The 26,782-nt window shown below is 45.3% G+C and carries 26 protein-coding genes and 2 pseudogenes; 6 read left to right on the top strand and 22 right to left on the bottom strand.

What is annotated here, in order from left to right:
* Positions 1–174 precede the first annotated feature (174 nt).
* The 4 genes from SPSYN_RS16250 to SPSYN_RS10965 all read right to left on the bottom strand — a co-directional run bounded on the left by SPSYN_RS16250 (position 175) and on the right by SPSYN_RS10965 (position 3,955).
* Positions 175–300, bottom strand: coding sequence for a hypothetical protein (locus SPSYN_RS16250; RefSeq protein WP_279279284.1), 126 nt, complete (start codon positions 298–300; stop codon positions 175–177).
* Positions 301–454: 154 nt separating this feature from the next.
* Positions 455–2,035: a phosphoenolpyruvate carboxykinase (ATP) gene (gene pckA, locus SPSYN_RS10975; RefSeq protein ID WP_161822535.1), complete on the bottom strand. Its 1,581-nt coding sequence runs from the start codon at positions 2,033–2,035 to the stop codon at positions 455–457.
* 223 nt (positions 2,036–2,258) lie between these two features.
* Complete coding sequence (locus SPSYN_RS10970) at positions 2,259–3,254, bottom strand: SAM-dependent methyltransferase (protein ID WP_161822534.1); 996 nt, start codon at positions 3,252–3,254, stop codon at positions 2,259–2,261.
* A gap of 20 nt (positions 3,255–3,274) precedes the next feature.
* Positions 3,275–3,955, bottom strand: a complete 681-nt coding sequence (locus SPSYN_RS10965; protein ID WP_161822533.1) for an MBL fold metallo-hydrolase — start codon at positions 3,953–3,955, stop codon at positions 3,275–3,277.
* 562 nt (positions 3,956–4,517) lie between these two features.
* Here SPSYN_RS10965 and SPSYN_RS10960 point away from each other — a divergent pair.
* Complete coding sequence (locus SPSYN_RS10960; protein ID WP_161822532.1) at positions 4,518–5,147, top strand: HDIG domain-containing metalloprotein; 630 nt, start codon at positions 4,518–4,520, stop codon at positions 5,145–5,147.
* Between the two features lie 141 nt (positions 5,148–5,288).
* On the opposite strand, the gene SPSYN_RS10955 is transcribed toward SPSYN_RS10960, so the two are convergent.
* The 8 genes from SPSYN_RS10955 to SPSYN_RS10920 all read right to left on the bottom strand — a co-directional run bounded on the left by SPSYN_RS10955 (position 5,289) and on the right by SPSYN_RS10920 (position 14,093).
* The gene (locus SPSYN_RS10955) at positions 5,289–5,885 is read right to left on the bottom strand and encodes a GH25 family lysozyme (protein ID WP_161822530.1); all 597 of its coding nucleotides are present in this window, start codon (positions 5,883–5,885) and stop codon (positions 5,289–5,291) included.
* Between the two features lie 261 nt (positions 5,886–6,146).
* Positions 6,147–7,076 carry an Ig-like domain-containing protein gene (locus tag SPSYN_RS10950; protein ID WP_161822529.1) on the bottom strand — a complete coding sequence of 310 codons (930 nt, stop codon included), beginning with the start codon at positions 7,074–7,076 and terminating at the stop codon, positions 6,147–6,149.
* Positions 7,077–7,095: 19 nt separating this feature from the next.
* Positions 7,096–8,256 (bottom strand): DNA polymerase IV, encoded by a 1,161-nt coding sequence (gene dinB / locus SPSYN_RS10945; RefSeq protein ID WP_161822528.1) that lies wholly within the window; start codon positions 8,254–8,256, stop codon positions 7,096–7,098.
* A 2-nt stretch (positions 8,257–8,258) separates the two neighbouring features.
* A complete protein-coding gene (gene zupT / locus SPSYN_RS10940) occupies positions 8,259–9,074 on the bottom strand; it encodes a zinc transporter ZupT (RefSeq protein WP_161822805.1) in 816 nt (271 codons plus the stop codon).
* 567 nt (positions 9,075–9,641) lie between these two features.
* Complete coding sequence (locus tag SPSYN_RS10935; protein ID WP_161822526.1) at positions 9,642–9,821, bottom strand: hypothetical protein; 180 nt, start codon at positions 9,819–9,821, stop codon at positions 9,642–9,644.
* Between the two features lie 15 nt (positions 9,822–9,836).
* Complete coding sequence (locus SPSYN_RS10930) at positions 9,837–11,129, bottom strand: Ger(x)C family spore germination protein (RefSeq protein ID WP_161822524.1); 1,293 nt, start codon at positions 11,127–11,129, stop codon at positions 9,837–9,839.
* Complete coding sequence (locus tag SPSYN_RS10925) at positions 11,116–12,225, bottom strand: GerAB/ArcD/ProY family transporter (protein ID WP_207708558.1); 1,110 nt, start codon at positions 12,223–12,225, stop codon at positions 11,116–11,118. The genes SPSYN_RS10930 and SPSYN_RS10925 overlap by 14 nt, the downstream gene beginning before the upstream one ends.
* Positions 12,226–12,257: 32 nt before the next feature.
* Positions 12,258–14,093, bottom strand: a complete 1,836-nt coding sequence (locus SPSYN_RS10920; protein WP_161822522.1) for a spore germination protein — start codon at positions 14,091–14,093, stop codon at positions 12,258–12,260.
* Between the two features lie 265 nt (positions 14,094–14,358).
* Here SPSYN_RS10920 and SPSYN_RS10915 point away from each other — a divergent pair, with 265 nt between their 5' ends.
* Positions 14,359–15,444, top strand: coding sequence for an NAD(P)/FAD-dependent oxidoreductase (locus tag SPSYN_RS10915; protein ID WP_161822521.1), 1,086 nt, complete (start codon positions 14,359–14,361; stop codon positions 15,442–15,444).
* 369 nt (positions 15,445–15,813) lie between these two features.
* Complete coding sequence (locus SPSYN_RS10910) at positions 15,814–16,758, top strand: ribose-phosphate diphosphokinase (protein ID WP_161822519.1); 945 nt, start codon at positions 15,814–15,816, stop codon at positions 16,756–16,758.
* Positions 16,759–16,795: 37 nt separating this feature from the next.
* Here the strand turns inward: SPSYN_RS10910 and SPSYN_RS10905 are convergent, their stop codons facing one another.
* Together SPSYN_RS10905 and nudC (SPSYN_RS10900) are read right to left on the bottom strand one after the other, a co-directional pair.
* On the bottom strand, positions 16,796–18,394 hold the full coding sequence (locus tag SPSYN_RS10905; protein ID WP_161822518.1) for a multicopper oxidase family protein: 1,599 nt from the start codon (positions 18,392–18,394) through the stop codon (positions 16,796–16,798).
* A 125-nt stretch (positions 18,395–18,519) separates the two neighbouring features.
* Entirely contained in the window at positions 18,520–19,395 is an 876-nt protein-coding gene (nudC, locus tag SPSYN_RS10900; RefSeq protein ID WP_243153024.1) for an NAD(+) diphosphatase, read from the bottom strand.
* A gap of 90 nt (positions 19,396–19,485) precedes the next feature.
* Between nudC (SPSYN_RS10900) and SPSYN_RS10895 the strand changes: the two genes are divergently transcribed.
* Both SPSYN_RS10895 and SPSYN_RS16245 read left to right on the top strand, forming a co-directional pair.
* Complete coding sequence (locus SPSYN_RS10895) at positions 19,486–19,665, top strand: YgaP family membrane protein (RefSeq protein ID WP_161822516.1); 180 nt, start codon at positions 19,486–19,488, stop codon at positions 19,663–19,665.
* 258 nt (positions 19,666–19,923) lie between these two features.
* Positions 19,924–20,700, top strand: a complete 777-nt coding sequence (locus tag SPSYN_RS16245; protein WP_161822515.1) for a helix-turn-helix domain-containing protein — start codon at positions 19,924–19,926, stop codon at positions 20,698–20,700.
* 114 nt (positions 20,701–20,814) lie between these two features.
* Here SPSYN_RS16245 and SPSYN_RS10885 read toward each other — a convergent pair whose 3' ends face one another.
* The 7 genes and pseudogenes from SPSYN_RS10885 to SPSYN_RS16010 form a co-directional block, all read right to left on the bottom strand.
* Entirely contained in the window at positions 20,815–23,265 is a 2,451-nt protein-coding gene (locus SPSYN_RS10885) for a stalk domain-containing protein (RefSeq protein WP_161822514.1), read from the bottom strand.
* Positions 23,266–23,480: 215 nt separating this feature from the next.
* Positions 23,481–24,014 carry a hypothetical protein gene (locus SPSYN_RS10880; RefSeq protein ID WP_161822512.1) on the bottom strand — a complete coding sequence of 178 codons (534 nt, stop codon included), beginning with the start codon at positions 24,012–24,014 and terminating at the stop codon, positions 23,481–23,483.
* Between the two features lie 395 nt (positions 24,015–24,409).
* Positions 24,410–24,985 (bottom strand): NAD(+) diphosphatase, encoded by a 576-nt coding sequence (nudC, locus tag SPSYN_RS10875; protein WP_161822511.1) that lies wholly within the window; start codon positions 24,983–24,985, stop codon positions 24,410–24,412.
* A gap of 53 nt (positions 24,986–25,038) precedes the next feature.
* On the bottom strand, positions 25,039–25,248 hold the full coding sequence (locus SPSYN_RS10870; protein WP_161822510.1) for a hypothetical protein: 210 nt from the start codon (positions 25,246–25,248) through the stop codon (positions 25,039–25,041).
* Between the two features lie 4 nt (positions 25,249–25,252).
* Positions 25,253–25,572: pseudogene (locus SPSYN_RS15775) on the bottom strand (DUF1905 domain-containing protein).
* A 42-nt stretch (positions 25,573–25,614) separates the two neighbouring features.
* Positions 25,615–25,755: pseudogene (locus SPSYN_RS16015) on the bottom strand (iron chaperone); the annotation flags it as partial.
* Between the two features lie 17 nt (positions 25,756–25,772).
* A complete protein-coding gene (locus SPSYN_RS16010; protein ID WP_243153023.1) occupies positions 25,773–25,913 on the bottom strand; it encodes a hypothetical protein in 141 nt (46 codons plus the stop codon).
* Positions 25,914–26,116: 203 nt separating this feature from the next.
* On the opposite strand from SPSYN_RS16010, the gene SPSYN_RS10860 reads away from it, so the two are divergent.
* Complete coding sequence (locus tag SPSYN_RS10860; RefSeq protein WP_161822509.1) at positions 26,117–26,509, top strand: DnaJ family domain-containing protein; 393 nt, start codon at positions 26,117–26,119, stop codon at positions 26,507–26,509.
* 66 nt (positions 26,510–26,575) lie between these two features.
* Here SPSYN_RS10860 and SPSYN_RS10855 read toward each other — a convergent pair.
* On the bottom strand, positions 26,576–26,782 hold a 207-nt coding region (locus SPSYN_RS10855), incomplete at its 5' end, for a metallopeptidase family protein (RefSeq protein ID WP_202623818.1).

The raw sequence follows: 26,782 nt of genomic DNA, 5'->3' as shown, positions 1-26,782 counted from the left end.
AACCTCATGCCGTTTATATCCATTCATCAATTATTGCTGTTTTTTAAATATACGTCATATTAAAAGAATCTTGCAACTCTAGGCCAAAAAAAGTCATGCAAGCACCCCCATTGATAGGAGTGCTGCATGCTATCTAAAAGCAAAGGAGGAATTAAATGTTACTCAATTAATAGATTAGCCGCCATAGCCCATACCATAAAATCCCATACCAAATACTAACAGTATCAGTATGAGGAAAAGTATGAAACTACCGTCAAAGCAAGGAGCGCAACCACCGCCGCCTTTTGTTCCATAGCCCATATGTTTACCCCCTTTCCTGGATATATTAACCTTCGGATTGTTTATAATATGTGGCTAATTGTCATAATGTTACATAATATGTTTTTTTGAATAAACAAAAGCTCCCCACCTTGAAAAATCAGGTGGAGAGCTGCATATATAGCTGCAGGTAATATTATTCGACGGTAGGACCGGCTGCTAGTACAACCTCAGACATTCCTTTAAACTTATTAAAGTTCTCTTTAAACAGCAGGGCAAGTTTTCGAGCCTGAATGTCATATTCACTGGGATTGGACCAGGTGTTTCTCGGATTCAGTAACTCAGCCGGCACTCCCGGGCAGCTTTGCGGAATTCCGATATTAAAAATAGGATCCGGCTGAAATTCTACGTTATCAAAACCGCCGTGCAAAGCGGCGCTGACCATCGCCCGGGTATATTTGAGGTTCATCCTTTGACCGACTCCGTAAGGACCACCGGTCCAGCCGGTATTGACCAGGTAAACCTGGGAATTATACTTTTCAATCTTTTCCCGAAGAATTTCAGCATAAACCAGGGGGCGACGGGGTAGAAACGGCCCGCCAAAGCCCGTGGAAAAGGTAGCCTTGGGTTCAGTAATGCCGCGCTCTGTTCCGGCCAGCTTGCTGGTATAACCGGAAAGGAAATGATACATCGCCTGCTCAGGTGTCAAGCGGGCAATAGGCGGCATGACACCGAATGCATCCGCAGTCAGGAAAATAATTGTTTTCGGGTGGCCGCCCACACCGGGAATTACCGCATTGGGTATAAAGTCTACCGGATATGCAGCCCGGGTGTTTTCTGTAATAGCGTCATTGTCATAATCGGGCTGTCTGGATTCCGGTTCAAGAATCACGTTCTCCACAACACTGCCGAAGCGAATAGCATTCCAAATTTGCGGCTCGTATTCCCGGGACAGGTTGATGCATTTGGCATAGCAACCGCCTTCAAAGTTAAATATGCCCTGGTCCGTCCAGCCGTGTTCATCGTCCCCAATGAGAAAACGCTCGGGGTCGGCAGAAAGAGTAGTTTTACCGGTGCCGGATAGGCCGAAGAAAATAGCGCTTTCGCCGCCGGAACCAACATTGGCCGAGCAGTGCATAGGACAAATGCCCTGTTCCGGCAACAGATAATTCATGACTGTAAAGATTGATTTTTTGATTTCACCGGCGTAAGAAGAACCACCAATGAGGATCACTCTTTTATCAAAGTTAAGGATAATAAATGCTTCCGAATTGGTTCCGTCTAATTCCGGAATAGCTTTAAAGCCAGGCGCACAAAGTACGGTAAATTTAGGTTCATGATTAATTAAATCATCGGCCTGTGGCCGGACAAAAAGCTGGTGGGCAAAGAGATTCTGCCAAGCATATTCGTTGATAACGGTAATAGGCATCCGGTATTGTGGATCGGCACCGCAGAAACCGTCAAAGACAAAAAGATCTTTGCCCTGCAGGTAAGCGGTGAGACGCAGGTAGAGCTGGTTAAACGCCTCCTCGCTAATTGGCTGATTGACACTTCCCCATTCAATATTGTCATGAGTTGATGCACTGTCCACAATAAATCTATCTTCAGGAGAACGGCCGGTATATTTGCCTGTTTCCACACGCAAGGCACCATTGGCGGCGAGGATTCCTTCACCTTTGGCCAAAGCCATCTCTACCAGTTTGGCCGGAGAGAGATTCCGATACTCATTTTTAATATTTATGATACCCAATTGATTAAGGTAATCTTTTACGCTCATCAAATCAGCCTTCCTTCTCGTTAATTAGTTATACTATTATTGTAATAAAGTTATCATATTGGAGTCAATGATTAAACAGTAAATACACAGTAATCCTCAAAATGTTATAATTTTGTTAATAATTTTTATTTTCCCTTAAACTATGTATTAACTTAAGGCTTGTCTATCTGTGTTACAGGAAATGTTAGACCCATCGCTGGCAACCAAAGGCTTATCAACCGGTTTACTCCTCCTGCACCTCTGGGCAGGGGAACTCGTCACATTCATAACAAGACCGGATATTTTTCTCCATCAGGCAGCTTAGGGTTTGGCAAAGATGAAACCGCAGCCTCCCCTTCCCCTGGACACTGCCGACTTGGGGAGTCACCACGTTTTCAGCCATTTCCGCTTTCACGATATGCATCATCGACTTAATATTGCCCAAAAGGCTGCCATCCCGGCAAGTTAAGTAGCGTCTATCTAATTCCTCGGCATCTAGTTGCTCTAAAACTGTATACCCCAAGCCCTGCAAGTATTCGCCTGCTTTTCCGGCTTCTATGCCGAATAAAATTATTTCTTCCTTTAAACCGGTATCAACCAACCCTTTACTTTGATCAACAGTTTGATAATCAAAACATAAAAGGCTGTGCAAGGCAGAATTAGCCCTTAATGCCTGCAATACAGCCCTTACCGTATCAGGCTGCAGGTAAAAGGTAACCCCTTCCCAGATAAACAAGGTTTTCAAGGCCGGATTGAAACCTTCAGCACAAAGTTTACGGATTAAGTCATCCTGTTCAAAATCAAGCGCTACATACCTGACGTTTTCATGGCTGGTTATGCCGTTGTTCTGTAAAACTGACTTCTTAAGCTCCTGAGTTGCTAAAGTGTCTACTTCATAAATCATGGTATTAGTAATATAGTTCTTAAACCGGTAAGGACGGCTATCATAACCTGCGCCTAAAATGACTATTTGAGGTATCCCTGCTTGCAGGGAAGTAACAAATAAATCATCAAAATACGCAGTCCTGGCAGTAACAAATTCATACAGGCCTTCCGGAATCATTTTTTTAATGTTTTGACGAAAATCAGCGTCCTTTAATGGCTCACTTTTCTCCTCCGGTAAGAATAAAGCTGCAAGCTCATCTTTGCCACGTACATCAGCATCGTCTTCATAACAGGCCAAAGCCCTTAGCGAAGCTGTAACCACAGCTGTTTCAGAAGCCTTTCTTGTGTGTTCCAATTTTTTCACCTTCTATTCTCTCAGGAGTGCTGAGACAGATAATACTCAATGTAGCTCCGAACCTTGACAGCGGGCTGATAAATCCCAAAGTGGCCTTCGCACAGAATGTCTGCCTTTAAGGCAATTAACTTGCCCATTGATTCCCGCCAATGTTTCATATTCGAACCCCAGGAGGAGTCAAAGGGACCGTGGATGTCCTGCCCAAATAAAATTCTGGTTCCCTTGACATCCAGGTAGGGGCTTATGCCGCCGGGTGTATGGCCAGGTGTATGCAGACAATGCAAGACCGTGTTGCCCACTAGCACCTCCTGCAGTTCGCCGGTTAACAATTTATCCACCGGCACGCCACGATAATTGACCCGGTAATACGAAGCTGCAGTAAGTTTAGAATTACCCCCGGTAACAGCGTCGCTCTCTAGTTCATGACAAATAACCTGAGCTCCCCGCTCCTGAAAATAACGCAAGCCCCCGATGTGATCAATGTGCCCGTGGGTCACAATGACATATTTCAACAGGGCAGGGTTCAGGCCAAGTTTTTCCATGTTGGTCAAAATTGTCCGGGTAGTATAACCCAGCCCTGTGTCTACCAGCGCCAGCTCGGAACCGCCGTCGACCAGGTAGACACAGCAATCACGGCCTTCCGTTATTTGAGGTCCCCCCACAATATACACTCCTTCAGCAACCCGCTCAGGTTTACCCATGCAAATGCCACCCTTTCTTTCATTGATAACCATCCGGTTATACCAATTATATCTAAAACATCGCCATCCGGCTACGCTAGCTAAGGCGATTCTTCTACCATAGTTTAGTAACTATGTAAACAGCCATTGGCTGTATCTCGGTGACAATACCAGTGACAGAAATTGTCGCTTTACTAACTATTTTGTTTAATTTGATTGATAAGTGACTAAAAAACATACACAATTGTCGCAATAAAACCTTTTGTTTTGAAATTAGCTAATTCTTGCTGTATTTAGAATTAACTTAACCTGGCATGAAAATTGCTAATAAATAGTTAGTAATAGTAAATGCAATATGGTAATCAGATACCCCCTGAATATACCAACAAACCCCTCTCTTTTATCTATACTTAGTTTTGTTCCCTCTCATCGAGGGAATTTTTTTCGGCTTGTTTACCAGGAAACACCTGCAGTTATGGCCGGCTTCATCACTTCTTGCCTAATTTGACGTTTACAATTTATTTTATAAGCCATTATATAATAGAAGTATTGTTTGAAATAAAGAACCAGGAGCGTAACCTTAATGGATAAACACCGTCTATTCAGCGAATTTGATACTCACTTACTCAACGATGACCAGCCCTCCCTCTATTTCAGAAAGCTGGCTGAGGCAGGCCTGCTTAATACTGCTTATCCCTTTACCATGCTGGATATCCTGCAGAAGATCAAACAACCGCCTGAATTCCATCCTGAAGGCAGCGTTTGGGAACATACCCTGCTGGTAGTCGACATGGCCGCGACAAGGAGGAAGAATAGCACCAACCCACGTGTTTTTATGTGGGCAGCCTTGTTGCATGATCTTGGCAAAGCCAATACCACCAAAATTCGCCGGGGTAAAATCACCGCTTACGATCATGACAAGCACGGCGCTAAATTAGCAGCAGAATTCTTAAAGGAATTTACTACCGATAAGGAATTTATTAACCAGGTAACGTGTTTGGTCAGATGGCACATGCAGATTCTTTATGTAACCAAAAAGCTGCCCTTTGCGGATATTCAAGGGATGCTCAATGAAGTACCGCTGAAAGAAATCGTCCTTTTCTGCGAGTGTGATCGCCTTGGCAGGGGTAATATGAATGATAAGATACTAGAAGCAGAACTTGCTAACGTTGATTCTTTTATGCAGCAATGTCGACCATACATGGACAAGTAACTATACTACATAAATCATCGCTATAATCAGCTGTTTTTTAGAAGAATTAATAAATAAGGTTAGGCACATTAACCTGATGATACACTTTGCAGTCCACCGGACCGCAACTAATATTGCCAAGTACATATTGCTTTAAGCTGTCTACACTTCAGTAAAGTAATAATTCATATCCAAGCCCCGGGAAGTTATACCGTCCATACTTCCTTGATCAGTGTACTGCCACATATGGTAACGGCCGCTATATGTCGGCCTGGTATTATATTCAGCAAGCCAAACGGTAACATCCTCCGGTAATTTAGCAGCCTCCAAGTGATTGGTAAGCCAGTGTTTATTGGCGTAGATGCCGGGTTTGAAGCCGGCCTGTCGGATACGGTTCAGTGCTTCTAGCGCGTAGACCGTGATTTTTTCCCGGGGCAAAGCTCCAAGGGGAGGATTAAATTTTGGGTCGGCTTCTTCAAAATCAATAAAAGCCGGGTAGGCCAATTCCTTGCCGGCCAATTGGACTAAAAAGTTATCCACCTCTTTCCGGTGTTTAACCTCATCGCCGTAGTAAAAATAGTGGTAAGCGCCAATTGGAACACCGACTCGTTTGGCTTCGGCATAATTCCGTTCCCACATTTCGTCAGTATCATGCATTCCATAACTTGCTCTAATAATAACAAAATCAACCTTACCCCTTAGTACATCCCAATCAATTAAGCCCTGATACTTGGAAACATCTATACCTTTTAAAAGCACGCGAATTCACCTTCTCCATCTACGTCTTTGGCTTGAGCAAACACTCTAATGTTAAACTATTCATTAATCAATGATTCTGCTCTTCGCAATAAGTCCGGTCTGCGGAATGCAGCAGTAAAGTTAGAAAAGCAGGCTAGCATTGCCTGCTCTTCTTCGGCGGCCATTTAACTTGTGTTTGAGTCAACTAACTTGCTGCTCCGGCAACATTAAGTATTGGTAACCGTCGCTTACTTCAGTCAAAGGTGCGGCAGCTACTTTTAGCTACCTCGGTTTTACAGACACCAGATGTACCGATGCTTTCACCTGGCCGTTGTAATCGGTTACTTTAACTTTTAGGGCATGATTACCAAGACTTGTACCACTCGTATCCCAGATATAGCTCTTGTCTGTGGTAGCCTTCTTTATAGTGCTGTCAACATAATACTCAATGTTACTTATGCCTGCATTGGATATGATAGCTGCTGTAATGGGAACCTTATCGCCTACTTTAATAGGTTTACCGTTATTGACGGTGAAATCAACCGTAATTTTCGATGGACCATATACGGTGATAGTTTGTGTAGATGCTTTCTCCTGGCCATTTTTGTCTACTACCTTTACTTTTAAGGCATGACTCCCCGGCGCTGTTCCACCTGTATCCCAGGTATAGCTCCTGGCGGTAGAAGAATGCTTAACCACGCCATCAACGTAATACACTATCTTACTTATGCCCGCCTCAGGTGCTGAGGCCACTGCTATGAGGACCTTATCGCCAACGGTAATAGTTTTACCGTTATTGACGGTGAATTGCCTGTTTATAATAACTGTCTTGGTGGTTAATTTCGCCAGGCCATTGTTATCTATTACCTTTACTTTTATATAATGACTCCCCGGAGCTGTACCACTAGTATCCCAGATATAGCTTTGAGCGGTAGAAGAATGCTTAACTACGCCATCAACGTAATACACTATCTTACTTATGCCCGCCTCAGGTGCTGAGGCCACTGCTATGGGGACCTTATCGCCAACGGTAACAGACTTACCGTTATTGACGGTGAATTCCACTGCAGATGTCGTACCGGTGGGCTCTAGAAACTTGAGCGAGACAGCGAGTCTTGCTCCGGGTTCATCAGCAGATACATAATTAGGCGTAAATAGCATGAACAAAAAATATAGTGGTAATAATAACCAGCAGGCTATCTTTTTGGTCAATACTAACACCTCACCAACATCAGGAATGTTCATTAGGCTTTTTTAACAGGCTGGCCGCCATGATTACATCTTCGCCATAACGGTCCCTGAGCTTGTCCAAAGCAGCAGTTACTTTTTCCTCTTTTACTAACTGCTCATCCCGAAACAGGGTGATTTGCCGCTCACCGGTCAGTTTACCACAGGTCACGCCAAGCAACCTGACTGGCGGCTTGCAGTGTTTAGCCAGCAATTGCCCCGCTGCCCGGTAGATTGGGCCGGGCAGATCAGTGGGTTCCGGCAAGCTTTCCGTGCGGGTGACCAGCTGGAAATCAGGGTATTTAATTTTCAGCGTCACCGACCCGGTTTTTAAGTCACCTCGGCGCAAACGGCGGGCAACTTTTTCCGCGAGTTCCTGCAAAGTACGGCGCAGCACCTCCAGATCGCAAATATCCTCGGGAAAGGTGACCTCCTTGCCCAGCGACTTTACCTCACGCATCGGCTTCACCGGCCGGTTATCCACGCCCCGGGCGAATTCGTACAGAACTCTGCCATGTTTGCCAAATTTACCTTCCAATAATTCAAGTGGCAGCTCCCTGAGCTGACCAATTGTTTTAATCCCCAAATGATTTAAGCTGGCTGCCGTCTTATCGCCAATACCCCACATTTTACTAATACGCAGCGGAGCCAAAAATTGTAGTACCTTTTCTTGTGAAATCACCGTAAAACCATTGGGTTTCTGGTAATCAGAAGCTAGTTTGGCGATAAATTTATTGGGCCCAACCCCCACAGAGGCGGATAATTGCAGTTCTTCTTGAATGCGCTTTTGGATAACTGCCCCAATAACTTCTGCCGGGCCAAACAATTTCTCGCTGCCCCGCACATCTAAAAACGCTTCATCTAGCGAAACAGGTTCGAGGATGGGGGTATAAGCACGAAAGATTTCCATCACAGCTGCGGATACCCGGCGGTATTTATGATGGTTAACCGGTAGCACCGTCAAACCAGGGCATAGCTTGAGGGCAATGGCCATGGGCATGGCTGACTTAATGCCATAACGGCGCGCCTCATACGACGCGGTTGCCACCACACCTCTGTCCTCCGGCCTGCCACCCACCACAACCGGCTTACCCTGCAGCTCTGGTTTATCTCTTTGTTCAACGGACGCGTAAAAGGCATCCATGTCGATATGAAGGATATGCATAGCTAATCACCAAGCAGCAAAAGGCTTAAGGACATTACCATCATCCCGCCGATCAGCCCGAAAATGGACAAATGATGATGACCATATTCTTCAGCAGACGGCAGCAGTTCATCAAAGGAGATAAAAACCATAATACCTGCCACAGCCGCAAATAATACACCCAGCACAGCATCGTTGAAAAACAGGGAAAATAGCATAAAACCTATTAAAGCGCCAAAGGGTTCCGCAAGGCCTGAAATAATGGACATTAAACAAGCCTTCTTTTTATTGCCGGTTGCCGCGTAAACCGGAACAGCTACGGCAATCCCTTCGGGAATATTATGGATGGCAATGGCAGCCGCTATAACAATGCCCAGTGAAGGATTGGTTACTACAGCAATAAAAGATGCAACGCCCTCGGGAAAATTATGAATGATGACGGCAATAGCAATAAGCACACCTGTCCTTAATAGCTTTCTTTCTTTAATGTTCACAACAATACCGTTCATTTCTTCAACTTTATGAATTTCATGCGGGTTTTCCGGGGAAGGAACCAACCTGTCGATAAGCCAGATTAGGAAAACACCGCTAAAAAATGCTACCGTGGTAAGCCATGCCCCCGTATGCCCGCCAAACTCCTGGGTTAGGCAGTGTTTAGCCTGGGGAAAAAATTCGATAAAGGATAAAAACACCATTACCCCTGCCGAAAGACCAAGGACAAACGAAAGAAATTTAGTATTGGTCTCTTTCCAAAACAGAGTAAGCAGTCCACCGATACCGGTACATAAACCCGCAAACAAGGTCAGTCCAAAGGCCAGTAGAACATTCTGAGTTTCCATAGGCACCAAATTCCTTCCTAAATTGCATCCATTATTACCTCAGCCATGACACAACAAATTTTAAAAATAATTTTAGCCATTCTTACACTTCCCGGCCGGTTGATTTGGAGCTATCTTTGATGATTGCTGAGCCGAATATAAACCGGCCACAACCGGGTAATTTTCCAACCGCAATTTCCTCCAGCAAGCCATCCGGCCGCTGCAGAGCTGTATCGATGGAATATTACCGGTAACCATAAAGAAGAAGCTGAGCAAGATATAGAATACGATGTGCAGTAACCTCATTAAAGGAAATTACCACAATCCCGCTAGCCCAAGTACTTACAGGTGATTATCATATATACAAATACACTTGTTTTACTATCTGATATCTAAATAAATAATTAATAAATATAATTATAGCACAATATTCTTCCATCAATAGTAATACATATAGTAGCGGTGCATTTCTTGGCACGAACAGATAAATGCTATTCCTTACCTTCATAAGTAAATAGAACGGCCACTTTTTGAAGTGTTTATCACTGAAGAATACCCCCTGCTTACCGGATGTAATATTATTTGTACTTATACCACCTGGTTGTAAATATACACGGCGGCAGGCAGCGCAAGCAGCAGCAGAGCTATCACATACAGCCCGATAGCCCCGCGCCAGTTACCCTGTCCGGCAGACCAGCGGCCATAATTGATGGTTTTTATGGCCACCGCCACCAGGAAAATTATTGTCAAAGCTATAATCATGATCATAACTCATCACGCTCCTTATTGAATACTTTCGCTGTTGCTCCTGGCAATGGGCATTAGCCGTAGTTGGGTGCCTGTACGCCTGATTTTATATTCCACATCCACGCTAACCTGGGCCTCCTCGTACAGAGCAGCCCAGTTGAGCTGCTCCCAGTCCCTTTGGGTCAGTACCAGGCGGAGGGCCTTGTTGCCAAAGCCGAATATATCGGACCGGTACTCGTGCTGGGTTTTTTCCACCAGTTCCCGGGCCTGCTGCTCGATAAGCTCTTCGAAGGCTTGCTCCAAAACCGGACGGTACCGGGGCAGGCTGTAATCAATTAAACTGTTTACCCCCAACACATTACCCTCCAGAGATAACCGGGCTTCAATAATAGGACCCTCCTCGGTTAGCTTAACTTTTATCCGGGGCTTGTCTGTCTGGGATACATCCATAATCACGAGCTTGCCGGGCTTCAAGGGATCTTTGATCGTATAAATTCTTCTGCCGTACTGCCCTCTAAACATGGAGTAAATTGAAGTTTCGTCACCGTTCAGGGTACCAACCATTTTCCCTCCCCGAAAAACCGCCGCCCCCATTGCTTCCAGGGACACGCCCCCCTTTTTAACCATCTCACCGGCCACATAGTCCCCTTCCGACCGGTAACTGCTTTGGCCGTTATGGGGCGGCAGTTTTTCATTAGACACCGCGAACAATAAAGCTACGGGATTAATACCGCCTATTTTCAGATCGTTGTAAAAATCCTGCAGTTTTTCGCCTGGAATATAGCCGGTAAACGACTGATTGCCGGCCAGTAGTTCAATGTATTTAGCAGGGTTCGTTTCTAAAAAAGGGGTCATTTTGTTTAGTATTTCCTCAGGTTTTTGGCGGGCAACAGCTATAAAAGCAGTACCCCGGGTTTCCCGGAATTGAGTTAAACCGGGGACAATTACGCCCATCGAACCATCTTTAGCCATCGCTTCAGAAAAAATGATGCCCTTAGCATGCATTAGTGAAATTCTACGGCCCACAAAGGAATTGACCATATTCATTGAAGCGTAAATACTGGGTGCTTCTATCGTTATTACATTGGCGCTCCGCTGACCTTCTCCCCCTCCTCCACCTGCACCTTCTTGTCCTCCCCCGGCAATGACCTTAGGAACAGCGATTAAATAGGATACGCGGAGCAGGTTTTGGGCGCCGTGGTCGATGCCAATGAGCAAAACATAAGATAGTGCATCCGGTTCGGAATTACTGCCGCAGCCCGCGGCAAACAGTAACACCAGCAAGATCAGCAACGCAGCAGTAAGGCGTTGCCGGCTATTTTTCAACATTATTCTTGCCCCCTTTGCCAAGTAATACCGCCAGCAAAAGCAACAACGGCGGCAGCCCAAAAATTGCGATAAAACCTATTTCATAGAAATATTCCTGGACTGTTAATACAGCGTCGGGCAGGCTTTGTGGTATAAAGGCCAGCGCAAAAATAATAATCAGCGCAGGTAAAATCAGGGGTCGGTGGTCGGGCAGCTTTAGCCAGTCCTTTAATATGTGACAGAGACCGTAAACACCAACTGAAACCCACAGGTACCCGCTGATTACCCAGAAGAGGAGAAATATAGCCTCGATACGTTGTATAAATCGCCCCAGGTAAACACTGCGGGCCATATTATACAGCGGCAAATAGGGTTCCTCCCCCACTACGGCCGGAAACACCAGCAGGTAGGCCAATACCATCGTAGTTAAGATAACCGTGGTGACAATAATACTGGTATAGCCAATTTTTTTTATCTGGTGAGCATAAAAGACCAGGGGCAGCGCATAAATAAAGCTTAATTCATAAAAAGCCGAGCTTTGTATAACGCCTTCTTTTATGGTTATCCAGGGGCCATTGCCAAATATGGGAAACAACCAGTCCGTGTCCCAATTGGAGTAACTGAACGCAACAATTAAAAGAGCGGCCCCCAGGGTAAAGGGAAACACAAGGTGGCAAGCTCTGGCGATAGTGGACAAACCAAGATAGGCAGCTAATCCCGCGCCGCAGAAAAATATTAGCATGATCAAGCCGATGCTTGTCTCCGGCAGGGCGATAATGACGATCATTTCCCCGAACCTGCGGAAGGTCATTGTCAATTCAAACAGCCAGGGCAGCAGTAAAAGCATAACCAGCAGCCCGCCAAAATACGGCCCGCTGATATATTCCGCGGTTTCAGGGAATGAACGGTCTGGAAAACGCTCGATATATTTTAGGATCAACCAGAAGAAAACCAGGGTGACCAGCCCTGAAATTATTACTATTTGCCAGGCGGCACTACCGCCATGACTAACAATAATTAGAGGGTAAGTTAAAAATAATTTTGTTGACATTACAGTGACCAGCAAGGCGATTGCTTCGGCCTGGCCGATTTTTACCTGGTTAATTATCCCCACCACCGCCTTTTAGGTCTCTTTGCTTCAATGGCACCTTAATCTCCCTCACTATTGGCCTTGTTGCCCCTGGGCTTTGCGGACTGCCTGGTAACCCAGCCCCGGCTTAGCTCAGGCTGGCGCCTGGTATCCAGGGTCTGCTGGTAATCAGGCCGGTTTTCCTGCTGCCAGGCGGGGAAGCGTATAATTAAATCATGGCTGGAGGCAGTTTTTGGGGACACCGGCGCTAAATAGGGTACCCCAAAGGATTTCATGTTTAATAACAGGCAAAGCATTATAAACAGCCCGCTGGAAATACCGAAAAAACCCAGGGCAGCCGCCAGGAAAATAAAAACAAATCGCATAAATCTAAAGCCAAAAGCAGCGGCATAATTGGGTATGGCGTAGGAAGATAAGCCTGTTACAGCGACGATAATAATGAGAATCGGGCTGACAATACTGGCCGCCACCGCAGCCTGGCCCAGAATCAGTGTGCCCACAATACCCAGGGTTGGACCGATAATGCCCGGTACACGCACCCCGGCCTCCCGTACCAGTTCAAAGGATAATTCCATAAGTAAAATTTCCACAATGGTGGGAAATGGCACCATTTCCCTGGCCGCAGCTATGGACAACAGCAGATCAGTGGGAATCATCTCCTGGTGAAAGGTGGCTATAGCCACGTAAAAAGCAGGCAGCAGAATGGTTAAAAATACAGCAAACAGCCGAATAACCCTGAGCCATATACCATTTGAAAAGCGCACATAGTGATCCTCGGAGCTGTGCAGAAAATCAAACAGCAGGCCGGGCACCAGCATAACAAAGGGTGTGTTATCCACTATTATGGCCACCTTGCCCTCCAGCAGCATGGAGGATACCCGGTCAGGCCGTTCTGTTTTGATGATCTGGGGCATCAAAGACAAGGGGTGGTCTTCAATTAATTCCTCAAGTACGCCGCTTTCTGCCAAATAGTCGGTTTTAATACCCCTAATGCGCCTTTTGACTTCCTGTACCAAAGCTGGGTTGGTCAGATCCGCCAGGTACATGATGGCTACATTGTTGTTATTGCGCGCGCCCACCTCTAAATACTCGGTAATCAGCTGTTCCGAGTGGATAATTCTACGGACTAATGCAGTATTGGAGCGCAGGTTTTCCACAAAGCCCTCCTGGGGACCCTGGACGACCTGCTCGGTTCTGGCCGTATCCACTCCCCGGAACGGGAAACCTTTGGTCTCAGCGGATATTGCGTAAGAACAGCCATCAAAAAATATTGCGGTTGCTCCTGACAGTACTTGGGTAACCACGTCTTTAAATAGAGTTAACTTTTCTACCTGGTTGCTGGGCAGGTGTCTTTGCAGCACATTGGTGCAGGTATCAGGCCTGATGCCCTGCCCCGACTCCAGGTTGGTTAGCAACATCAAGGGCTGTAGGATAGAGTTATTGATCAACTTAGTATCCGCCATGCCATCTATAAAGACTAAGAAAGCCGGCACCGGCGGTTCCGTGGACAGGGTGAATTCCCGCACTATCACATCCTTGTTGATGGGCAGGTTAAACAGCCGGGCAATAATTTTTCTATTGGTTTCCAGAGCAACCTGGATTTCCTGCGGGGCTGCACCGGGTTTTGACTGCTCCGGGTTATCGCCGGCACCGGTTCCGCCGGGTTGATTGGCTGCATCGCCGGTGCCGCCCGCGTCACCCTTATCTCCGGCCGGCCCTGTTTTCCTTGGTTTTCTAATTTTATGCTGTCTGGATTTGCTCGCCGGTACATTCTCTTCTTGCCCGGTCTGGGAGGCGCTTTGCTGCTCCTCCTCCGTCTCCGCCAGCTCAAAATCCATGGAAGCAGGCGGTCCGTTGTAGCCTAAAATTTTATTAGCCCAGTATTTAAGCTGCATTAATATACACTCCGTAAGACCTTTGTCCCAAGCTCTTGGGCAGGTTACTGGCAGATTTGTTATTAGTATATTTACCAAAGCAGGAAGATTTATAACCACTGCTTTACTTAACTCGCTGATACTAATAACTGAAAAGGATATAAGCATGCCTGTGCTTGTTTACTAATTGCATAGGATTACCATATTTAATCGGATACAAAAAAAATTCGGTGGCAGAATATATTTAAACCTTATGCTTATCTTAGCTGGTTAGGGGATGTCTATAATGAAGGTTGCCATAATGGGGGCAGGTTTAGCCGGCCTTGCTTGTTCAGTGGTATTAGAACAATATGGCATTGTACCGGATATCTATGAAGCCCAGTATAAAATTGGCGCTAGATTTACCAATGGTGAAGCCATCATGAATATCTTGGATTATCCAATAGAGGACTGCTTTAGCTACCTGGCTCACCAATATAAGGTTGAGCTTGAACCAATAAATGCTCTAAAAAGTCTTGTTATACACGGCCCCAAAGACTCGGCACTTATTACAGGAGAACTGGGCTATATTACGGCGAGAGGTAACCACCCCAAGGCTCTTGAGGTGCAACTGGGTGACATTTCTAAGGCGCCGGTGTTCAACAATAATTTTTTTACAACAGATGATTTAAAGGATAAATATGATGTCGTGGTAGTAGCTACCGGCAATAGCAATGAACCAAAAAGGCAGCAGACTTGGGAAACCGATATTGTTGCTAATATAATCGGTGCCAGCATTAGAGGGCACTTTAATCCCCACCAGGCCGAGGTATGGTTCAACGACTGCTATGCCCCACAGGGGTATTGTTTTTTATTACCCTACCATAGCCATGTAGCCAGCCTGTGTCTTGCTGTGCCCGGGACTGAAGGAGTTGACCTGGAGGTTTTATGGCAGAAGTTTTTAGCCGGCCTTGATTGGGAATTTAGTATTAAGGATACATTCACCCTGCATTCGTTTGAAATAGGCAGAAACAAATCTCTGGTTACCGAAAATCTTGTTTTTATAGGTCATGCGGGGGGCTTCGTGATGCCATTCCTGGGCTTCGGGCAGTTCACCTCAATGCTTAGCGGTTTTGAGGCAGCCATCGCGATAGCAAACAGCAACTTACAAAGCTATATTGACGCAATGCAACCATTAATAGAAAGTTACTATCCTTCTTTAAAAATGAGAAGAGTGTTGGCAGGCATGGATAATCACAAATATAACCTGGTCATTAAAATTCTACAAAATAAGTACGCCAACACTGTGTTTTCTAAATTCCCCCTACCTGTTTTAAAAGCAGCAGCTGCAGTTCTGGACCCTTTTACATCTATAAACCCCGAACTGCATTGATTGCCTTTAATTGTTTGTCTTTTTGATATGTACGGTTTTTGGTCATTGCAGTCAATCGCTATCATTATACCGGTTGTGGCAATTGTTTAAATTGGGCGCTAGAAAAATTAACTTGGACTGGCATTATTTTTGCTTATATATAATGGCAAATGTGTTTTTAAAGCCCTCCTCTTTTCAAGCATAATTTTTCTTGTTCCCTCCAATTTAAATGTGAGGGAATCTTTTTTTATGAGCATAATAATGTGGTTCAGGTGGATTACTTTACCTGCTAGCAGGAAAATAAGAATTTGATGGGAATTGTATATTAGGGATACAGCTTTGTCCCTTTGCCTATATACGCTGAAGAATAATTATGGGGGGTACCCGCACATGTCATCCCGACAACAGCTGAAAATATTTACCGGCAACGCTAACCCTGCCCTGGCGGAAGAAATTGCCCGCTACCTCGGTGTTTCCCTGGGGGCAGCTAAGGTTACTCGTTTTAGTGACGGGGAAATACAGGTAAAAATAAATGAAAGCGTGCGGGGTTCAGATGTCTTTATTATTCAACCCACCAGCGAACCGGTAAACGAGCACCTGATGGAGCTGCTGGTCATGATGGATGCCATGCGCCGGGCATCGGCTATCAGGATCACTCCGGTAATGCCTTTTTACGGGTATGCTCGGCAGGACCGTAAGGCTCGGGCGCGTGACCCCATCACTGCAAAGCTGGTGGCTAATTTAATTACTGCCAGCGGAGCCAAACGGGTCCTGACGATGGATTTACACGCAGCGCAGATTCAGGGTTTTTTTGATATACCGGTGGATCACCTGCGTGGCGTACCACTCCTGGCCCAGTATTTTATACAGCAGCAGGTAGACAATATCGTGGTGGTGAGTCCCGATATGGGCAGTGTGCAGCGAGCCCGAGAATTTGCGGAAAGGATTGGCGCTCCCCTAGCCATTATAGACAGGCGGCGTTCTGATCAAAATGAAGCTGAAATTAAGCATATTATCGGTGATATCCCCGGCAAGAACATCATCATGCTTGATGACATCATTGACACGGCCGGTACCATCACCCAGGGAGCGGTCGCTCTCAAAGAACTGGGAGCGGAGAATATCTATGCCTGCTGCACCCACCCCGTGCTCAGCGGTCCTGCCCTTGACCTGCTGATAGAAGCGCCCATACGGGAGGTAATAGTTACCAATACCATAGTCCTGCCGGAATGGAAAAGGATTTCGAAAATAAAAATACTATCTGTGGCACCCCTTATAGCAGAGGCGATTATGCGTATACATAAGAACCTGTCGGTGAGTAAACTTTTTGACTAACAACACAGCCTCCAGGAGGGCTAATCGTAATTAATCATCACTTTTCTACTACCAGCGGCCTCATCATATCATTGTCCTCGTGTTCCAGTATATGACAATGCCATACGTAATCCCCGTAGTGTTCTTTGAAGTGCATGATAATTGATGTTACTTGCCCGGGTTCTGTCCTCACCACATCTTTTGGGCCTTTTTCAAAATCCAAGGGTGGAGTTAAGCTTGCCAAATCGAACTTATAGTTTCCATGTTCGTCGAAATCTTCATCAGTAAACACTTTTCTGCCCAATATCTCAAAGTGAACTAAATGAAGATGGATTGGGTGTGGAAAATCAAAGTGGTTAACTAAGTGCCATATTTCAATCGTATCTAATTTAGGCTTTTCAGTAGCCGGTTCATCCCACATTTTATTATTAAGCAAATGCAACACTCTGCCGTAATGGTCTGTAGTTTCATCTAAATGCAAGGTTCTCTCTCGGGCAGCTGAGGCGGGGTCAATTTTATGAAAGGGCATCAGTTTCTCAGGAATGGTACTATTATCCGGGCAGGTCAGTTCACTACCCACTTTGAATTTCAATATCAGCTCAGTGCCGGGACTAGGAGGAGCCGGAGCCGTATTTAATAAGGTTATTTCCTGTCCTTTATACTTTGAAAAATCAATTATTAAATCAATTCTTTCAGCAGGTTCCAGAACAAAAGAACCAATCTCTACGGGGTGTTGTAATAGCCCTAATTCAGTTCCAATCTGATGGAATACACCACCATTACTTAATTTCAGGTCGTAAGCGCGAAGATTTGAACCGTTTAATATTCTAAATCTATATTTACGAGGCTCAACCTCAAGATAAGGCCAAATTTTCCCATTCACTACTATGGTATTGCCAAAGAAAAATGAAGGTGTAGAAGGGACAGGATAATCAACAGGCGGAGTGGCGTTATCAGGATAAAATAATGATCCGTCCTTATTAAATGATTTGTCCTGTATCATAATTGGTATTTCATAAGGACCTCTCGGCAAATTAAGTCTTTTTTCTAAATGATCTCTTATAAGGTAAAATCCGGCCAACCCTGAGTAAACATTTAATCTAGTTATTCCCAGGGCATGATCGTGATACCATAAGGTACCTCCGGCTTGATGGTTAGTATATTCATATACTTCCCTGGTATATTTGGGTCCAACATATTTATTATCGCTAGTAAACCATGCTTCAGGATGTCCATCGCTATCAGCCTCCACATTTGCGCCATGGAGGTGCACTACCGTTCTTACATCAGGGGTATCCATTGTTCCATGAAGTGTATGGTCTATTGGAAGAAAATGTGTGTCAGGTAGTTTATTTTCCCATTTAACTTTAACAGGAATATCTTTATTAACCTGTATGGTTGGGCCAGGATAGGTTCCATTATATCCAAAAATAGTAGTAAGGGGGAAGTCTCGATGAAATCTGTGTTTTGCTTTCCTCATTTGGATATGATATAGCGAAGTTTTCTCCTCTGAGGAATCATTTTTTTTGACCGGCCTCGCTATAGCCGGGATTGGCATTGGATCCACAAATTTAGGAATAGTAGCAGGATCTGAGGGATCTACTTTTATTTCCGGTTCTTTAGGTTTTGGGGGCCAATATTCTGATTCAATAACCATTGTCACAGCTCCTTTCATAAATTAACTTTTGTACAGAAAGAACATCCTTATGAATATCATATGTTCAATTTAAAATTTGGTGTTTCGTTACGGTTACAAGGCGTAAATTTGCATAGATTCTTGCTTTACTCCTTTTTTCGGGTTCTAAAGGCTTCAATCATTTCACTCGTCAGGGAAATGTTTGAAGCCGCCTCCGGAATCTCATCCCTTGGCAGCCAAACTCCGATAGCCAGTTCATCATCATCAAGATGGATCGAATCATCACCATCAAGCTCACAATAAAAACCCGCCAGGATGGTGTCGGTAAACGGCCAGGGCTGGCTTTTATAATATCGGATATTTTTAACCTTCAGCCCCACTTCCTCCATGACCTCCCTGCGCACGGTCTGCTCAAAGCTTTCCCCAATTTCTGCAAAACCGGCTATTAGTGCATAATTACGGTACTCACGATTGGCATATTTGGTCAAAAGCAACCTGTCCCCATCATGCACAGCGACAATGACACAGGGAGAAATGGTGGGATAGACAGTCATACCACAGCTTTCGCAATAAAGCAAACGCTCCCTTCCCGATCGTTTAAGGGGTTTGGTGCACCGACTGCAGAACCGGTGATTGGTGTACCAGCGATTTAGCTGCCAGCCTATCGCCCCGGCAAAGGAGCGCCAGTATTTTTTCTCTGACCGAAATCGGCTGGTGCTTACATAGGTCCAGCCAGGAACATCGTCAAGACCATCTTCTTCAACCAGATAATAATTTAGCTCATCAATGGTAAATAAAAACTGGGATTTTCGCATCAGATGCGGATGAGTATCAGAAAAATCAGCAAAGGACGGATACCAAAGCTTTTCCTTATCCTCCCGAATCAGAATGGTATCTCCCTGATAAGATAGGAACAAATCCTTCAGCCCCGCCTTTTTATTTTTAAATTCATTATTGAATACTCTTGGTTCAATATCCTGGATCATCAGCTTAACCTCTCTTTCACTTCCAGTATAGCGCACATCTTTAATCCCGTGACTCACCTTATATGCATTAATAATTTTAATTAACTTGCAAACAATACATTTATCGCCGGGAGGTACCCAAAAATTATGCCGGATAAACCATTATGTATTAAAAAGAATGTTGGCCCGATAGATCAATCCGTTCGTTTAACGCTGGGTTCTGCACTGGTGGTATTGCCTGCTCTTTACCATTGGCCGCCATGGGCTATTGCAGTTCTAGCTACAATCGGCGGGGCGCAAATTTTAGAAAGCATCATTGCCTATTGACCTCTATTAGACATTCTTGGGTGGTCTACCCTTGATAAAGTTGAAACCATGAGGTGAGCGAACAACAAGAGACAGCCAAGGCTGTCTCTTGAAACCAGTTTGCTGTTAATTATATTTAGAGTAAACGTCAATTAAAAACAAACTGCCGAGTCAATGCAAATATCGCAAAAAGGTCTATGTGCTGTAAACAAATTATTCCTAATAAATTAAATCGTGATATAATTAATTCATTACAGCACTAAACTAAGGTGATCTTTAGTGGTTAAAAAAATACTGGAAATTGTGGCTGCATTGGGCGCTGTTACCGATATTGACAATGCCCGGTTGGTTGCCCTGGAAATGATTCGCCAGGTGATATGGTTCGACCGGGGGAATTTTTTTCTTTATCACCCGTTTTTAGGAGTGCCCCAGGGACCTCCAGTATCGCTTGACTTTACTATGGACAACTACAGCTTTTATATGCAGCATTTCGCTCATGCAGATGAATTATTGCAGGCATACCGTATTTCCAACATTTTAATTGCCCGCAGCACCGACCTGATGCCTTATCATGAGTGGACCCGGAAAAGCAAATATTATAACGAAATGCTAAAACCCCTTAATATCCATTATAGTGTTATTTTTGAGATTAAAGACGGGCAAATGGTTCTGGGTGGCATGTGTTTGTTCCGCAGCATCAATAACGGTGATTTCAACCAGGAAGACATTAATATGCTGCATCTTCTTTATCCACATCTGGTAAACAGGCTGCGCTGGCATTTCTTCCTTAGTTCGGTTAACAACACCTTTCAGCCATTTGCTCAAAATAAATTAAATAATATGACCTTTTTGTTCAACCGCCTTACCGAACGAGAGCGAAACGTCGCCTGCAAGGTTGTATTGGGCTGCTCCAACCTGGAAATCGCAACCAGCCTTGGCATTTCAATCAATACCGTTAAAATGCACCTGCAAAACATATTCGCCAAACTGGATATTAAAAGACGCAGTCAGTTGATTATGCTTTACAACTTTGTAAACCAGCACCCGGTCAAGTAACGGTGATGTTTATTTTACGATCCCGTCATTTTCAAGCGCAGCGAAGAATCTTAAAACTCAGATCCTTCGCTGCGCTTTAATAAAGACAATCACTACGCTAAAGAATGGCTAAGCTTAATGCCCGGCAGGGTAGCTTACCGTAACCCGCTTGCTGGTTGGGCTGTATACCACATCACAACCCAGCGCCTCGGCGACAAACCTCAGCGGGAGCATTGTCCGGCCCGGCGGGACAGTAACCGGAGTTACCGTGGGGTTGTCAGGGTCGATCGACACTGCCCGACTGTTGATTCTGGCCCCGCTTTGGTTAAGCCAGACCTCGATAACCTGGTCTCCAAGGGTAACCGTTGCTTTTCCGGAGCCACCGTCCCAGTCGATATTTGCGCCGAGCGGGTCGGCTACATACCTGATCGGGAGCAGCGTCCGCCCACTCCGGTTAATCGGGGCGGCATCCATCTGCAGCGTTTTACCGTTCACCTCGTAACTCTTCTGCCCCAGGTACAAGCAGATCGTAGTCGATTGCCCGGTGCCGGCATTCTGCTCGGTGGTCGGGTTGACTTCCGGCGTGGCGGTGTCGTCCGTCGCTGGCGGCGGTTCCGGCAAATCGGGGATATCCGGTATAATCAGATTGGGCACCGGGTTCCGGGGCTCGATGGATATCAGATTGCCGCTTGACTGGGGTACGGTAACCAGTGCCTGGTTGCTGTATTCGGAATCGCCGCGCTCGTTGAAAGCTTTGACGCGATAAGTATAACTGGTTCCCGGTACGGTCTCGGAATCCAGACAATCCGTGGCATCCGCCTCAATAGTGGCCGCCTGGATAAAAAAGCCGTTCCCAACTTTGCGTTCTACCTTAAAGCCCGTTTCATTGTCCGCGTTGTCGGTCCAGGTCAGTTGTATGGCAGTGCCGTCAATAGTGGCGGCCAGACCGGACGGGGCAGCCGGTGGTAACATGACTTGTGGAATGACAATATCCTTGCGTGTTATCATGTCCCGCGGAATGACAATTTTATTCGACGGCTGGTCACCCAGTTCGATCTTGGTCCTGGCACTAGCCACATTAGAATACGGGGAACTGATGATATCGGGGTTGAAAGCACCCACTTTGTACTCGAAGGTTCGGCCGGAGGGCAGTCCGGTGTCCGAGTATTCAGTGGCGTCGGCTCCCAGCACCGCCACGCGAGTGTAGATGATATCCTCATCGACTTCCCTACGCCACACTACGTAGCCGGTCTCCTGCCAGGCATTGTCGGTCCAGTTTAGATCGATCCGTGAAGCGGATACCGCCTTAGCCGACAAGCCTGTCGGGGCCATCATCCCTGAAACCGGCAAGGGGCCGACGCCCGTGAATGGCGTCATTGCGCTGGCATCGCTGGTGTACTTTGAGTACCCGTATTGATTATAGGCGCCGACCCTGTATTCGTAAGGTCTGCCGCTTGAAAGACCCTGATGGCTAAACTCCGTGGTATTGGCAGGAAGCGTGGCGGCAGTACTCCATGCCCCACTATCTCCTTCCCTATACCACACTATAAAGGCTGTCTCGTTATTGGCTTTGTCTTTCCACGTCAGGTTAATCTGGTTGGGCGATACAGCGACAGCCTCGGCGAATACCGGACTAATCGGAGGGAGGAATGCACCCGTCGAAAAAACAGCTTTTTTACCTGGTATGACTATGATGTTGTTGTCACAAGCACCCTGACCATAACTACTGTAAGTGTAAACTTCCGACTGCTTTTCAACCGACCAATTGTGGCCGTCGGGAGAGCTAAGGATGGTTTCCTTGTCACCGCCGGCCACAAAGACACCTTTGCCATAGGTTACTCCCTGTAACGAGACATTCTTGGTCTTTGAATCCTGTGGAAGCCAGTGCACCAGGTCGTGAGAAGTCAGGATGGTATTCTTCCAGCCTACCGCTACATAGGTGTTTTCCCCGAAAGCGATGCCGTGCAGGTCCTCTGTGCTGCCAGAGTTGCACCGTAACCAGGTCCGGCCGTCGGTTGACGTGGCGATCGCACCCTCCAAGCCTACGGCTACAAATGTGTTGTTGACAAAAATTACGCGGTGAAGTTTTTTAATATCAATACTGTTTCTGGTCCAACTCTGACCATCGGGCGAAGTCAGAACCCCGTAGCGGTCACCAACCACTACAAAGGTGTTGTTGCCATAGGCGACATCGTATAGTTCGGTGATGTAACCCTTTAGAGGTTCGTCCGTCCTCGTCCACGTCGTTCCGTCAACGGACTTATAAAGCCGGCCGCCTTTGAGGCCGGAAAAGCCGTCATAGAATCCCGCTATAACGTAAGTACCATTACCGTAAGCCAGGCCATTCAGTTTGAGCCAGAATTCGCCATCGGGTCCGGGAGGCGTATCAACTTGCGTTTGGTTCCACACCTTTCCATTTGTCGAGGTATAGAAATACCCGCCACCTACTCCCATAAATGACCCATTGATAAACTTAATGCTGTCGCCGCCAAAGCTATCGGCATCCTGCCATTTTTCGGCCCAACCCATAGAAGGCAATGCCAGAACAGCCAGGATAATGATCATAATTAACCAACTGCGTTTCACAATCTAACCCCTTTCTCTGTACAGAGCCATTTCCCGTAACTTCTCATTAGCTTTGTTATCTATACGCCGGAAGCAACCCCTGGTACACGCTTGTGGCCCCGGGGGCTGTTGTACACTTAGCTGGAGGGGTAGCTTACCGTAACCTGCTTGGTGACTGGATTGTATTCTACATCACAGCCCAGCGCCTCGGCGATAAACCACAGCTATTAATCAAATTAATTTACATTTTGAAGAACAGCATCAAATTCTTTTATCTTATATTCCAGGCGGCTTTTCCTGAGGTTCTCCCTCCTTTCTTCACGTTTTTCCAGCGTGCCGGAGTACCCGTTGCCATATAGTTCACCAATTAACCCGATAATGTTCCCATCCAGATTGGCGTACCCGACATCTGTTATGCTATCGATTTCATCCTGGTGATTTAAAGAAGCGTGTATTTGAAGGTTTACCCATGCTTCATTAATTTCAGCCCCAAGTTTTTTATACTGTTCGTCGGAATAATCCTTGGCTATATCTTCCCTTAACAAAGGCTTTGTTTTCTCCCATAGATCAGTTATATGTTGTTTGTATGAAACGTCATCTTCATTGCTTCTATCAAAGGATATCCTTTTCTCCTGGTTGTTTGGGGTAGATGATTCTTCTTTTGCAACAGTATTATTATTACTGTTTGTTGCCGATTGATTACTTTGACCACATGCCGCAAACAAAACAGCGGTAGATATGATCAACAGAATCAAAAACATTTTTTTCATGAGCACAACCCTCCGTAAAGTTTTTTTAAGAAGTTTTTCCGTTATTGATAGTCACTTATGATGAGTCACGTTAGAAATCAGAAATTTCAGTTGTTTTATGTTAAATTTTCACGCTCCCCCCCATCTAATACCGAGAGTCTTTAATTCTATTTGGGATATAAATATCAATCTAGCAAAATATCCGTATTTAAGTACACCCAAAAGTATTACTCAGCCTATTTTTTCATTAAACCTGTCTTTGCAAAGAAATACTCCTTATAATAGGAATATAGGTAGTCCTGCCGAAATCCCTAAATTAAGGAGACTCAAATAAATTTACTACGCAAAAACTAGTTGAGCTTACAGCTCATGCCAAACTGAAACAACAAAATATTAGCAACAGCTTAAATAAGCGCTTACTCCTTTTTCTGTGTCCTAAAGGCTTCAATCATTTCAAAGGTTAGAGCAATGTTAGAATCTACCTCAGGAATCTCATCCCTGGGCAGCCATATTCCGATAGCAAGCTCATCCTCATCGAGACGAATCGAATCATTACCATCAAGTTCGGCAAAAAACCCCGCCAGGATGATATCGGTAAACGGCCAGGGTTGGCTTTTATAATAACGGATATTCTTAACCTTCAGCCCTACTTCCTCCATGACCTCCCTGCGTACTGTCTGCTCAAGGCTTTCGCCAATTTCTGAGAAACCGGCAATAAGCGCATAGTTACGGTATTCACGATTGGCATATTTGGTCAAAAGCAGCTTATCCCCATCATACACAGCGACAATGACACAGGGAGAAATGTTGGGATACACTATCAAACCACAACTTTCGCAATAAAGCAGGCGTTCCTTTTCCGAGCGTTTAAGGGGTTTGGTGCAACGGCTGCAGAACCGGTGGTTGCAGTACCAGCGATTTAGCTGCCAGCCGATAACTCCGGCAAAGGAGCGCCAGTATTTTTTCTCCGACAGAAATCGATTGGTACTCACATAAGTCCAGCCAGGAATATCGTCAAGTCCATCTTCTTCAACTAGATAATAATTTAGTTCATCAATAGCAAATAAAACTGTGCATCCCGCATCAGATGCGGATGACTAACTAAAAAATCAGTAAAGGACGGATACCAAAGCTTATCCTTATCCTCCCGAACCAGTACGTTATCGCCCCGATACGCCAGAAACAAATCTTCCGGACAAGCCTTTTTATTTTTAAATTCATTATGCAATACTCTTGGTTCAATATCCTGGATCATCAAGCTATACCTCCCTTTCCATCAGCGTAACCCTGACAACATCACCGGGCTGCTTGCCGATTTTTGCCCGAATATCCTTGCGGATACCGATGATGTGGCAGGGTGTACCCATTTTTACCACGCTGCCGTCGTATGGCTCCCCGTCAAAGGTGGCGTGGACAGGGACGCGGCCCTTGCCAACTCCTTCTTTACGTCAAAAGGAATTTCCACATATGCACCATCAATATCAGGAACTTTTTGGATTATAGCTTCAAAGGTGTATTTTTTCTTACTGCTACCGCCTTTGGCTTTTTCTGCGTTTTCCTGAACCCTAAACCGGGTAATTTCCGCAATCAATTCATACGGTATCGGTTCAGAAAACGAAAATTGTATCGCGCCCTTGGTAGTTTTAAATCCCTTCAGCCTGTCCGCAAAAACACTAACACCGCTTTCGCCGGGATAAACCCCGAGGTGATTTTTCGCCGCCGCAAAATGAATGAGATTTCCATTCTGCCAGAACGTCGGCATTTGCCAGCTTATCTTTTCTATAACGTCAGTGCAGCCTGGCGAATTATTTGCCGGACTTGCTCGAGTATCTCCCGCACATCATCGGGAAATAGTGCTATGTATTCGTCATAAAGGTAAAGCCACTTGGCACGGACGCCGGAAAATACCGTTTTCGCCATGTTAATTACTCTTAATGATTTCTCATTTCCATGCTTCCAGTATAACTCAATTCTGCTATATTGTGTCTCACTATATGAAGAATATAATAGAAAGTGTACAAGGAATTTCTTAGAACCGGTCGAATATAAATATAAAGGCACTGCTATCTAGCATTTGTTACATTTGCATTAATTATAGATTTTTAGCGTTAGGATGAGGATTAATGGACATGTTCGCCATTTTAGCTGAAAATAAAATTCGTGAGGCTATGCTGAAGGGAGAATTTGAGGACCTACCGGGCCAGGGCAAGCCTATAAAAATTGATGATCTCTCCAATGTTCCTGATGACCTAAGAGCCAGCTATATTTTGTTAAAAAACGCCGGCGTGCTGCCGGAGGAAATGGAATTACACAAAGAAATTGTTAATCTGCAGACGTTGATTAACCGCTGCTATGATGAGAACGCCGATGATGGTGAAATCATCTCGCTAAGGAAAAAGCTAACAGAAAAAATGCTGCGCTATGATATGATGATGGAAAAAAGAAAAGCCGGCTCAAGCAACGCTATGATCTCCTATCAAAATAAAATTAGCAGAAAATTAGGTAGGTATAAGTAAATTGTATATTAGATGCGCATAACAACAGTAACCCCAAAAACCTTGGAGTTGTCTTCATTCTTTCGTTTAGCTTTTAAGGGCTTTGGCTAATTCCTCTATTTCCTTTTTTGCCAAATCTTCTTGGCCGGCCAGCGACTCCAGGTGGTGTTGTATTTCATGCAGCACCGTATCTATAATCTCCGCTTTCCAGCAGTCAACAGACTCGTCTTCTAGCAATGCCACAAATGAACCATAATAAAACACGATAAAGCAACCCAGCATACTATCCTCAAT

This window comes from Sporotomaculum syntrophicum, from assembly GCF_009932395.1.
Taxonomy (GTDB): domain Bacteria; phylum Bacillota; class Desulfotomaculia; order Desulfotomaculales; family Desulfallaceae; genus Sporotomaculum; species Sporotomaculum syntrophicum.
Note: the sequence above shows the minus strand (reverse complement) of the source record. Positions and strands in the feature narration are given on the sequence as shown.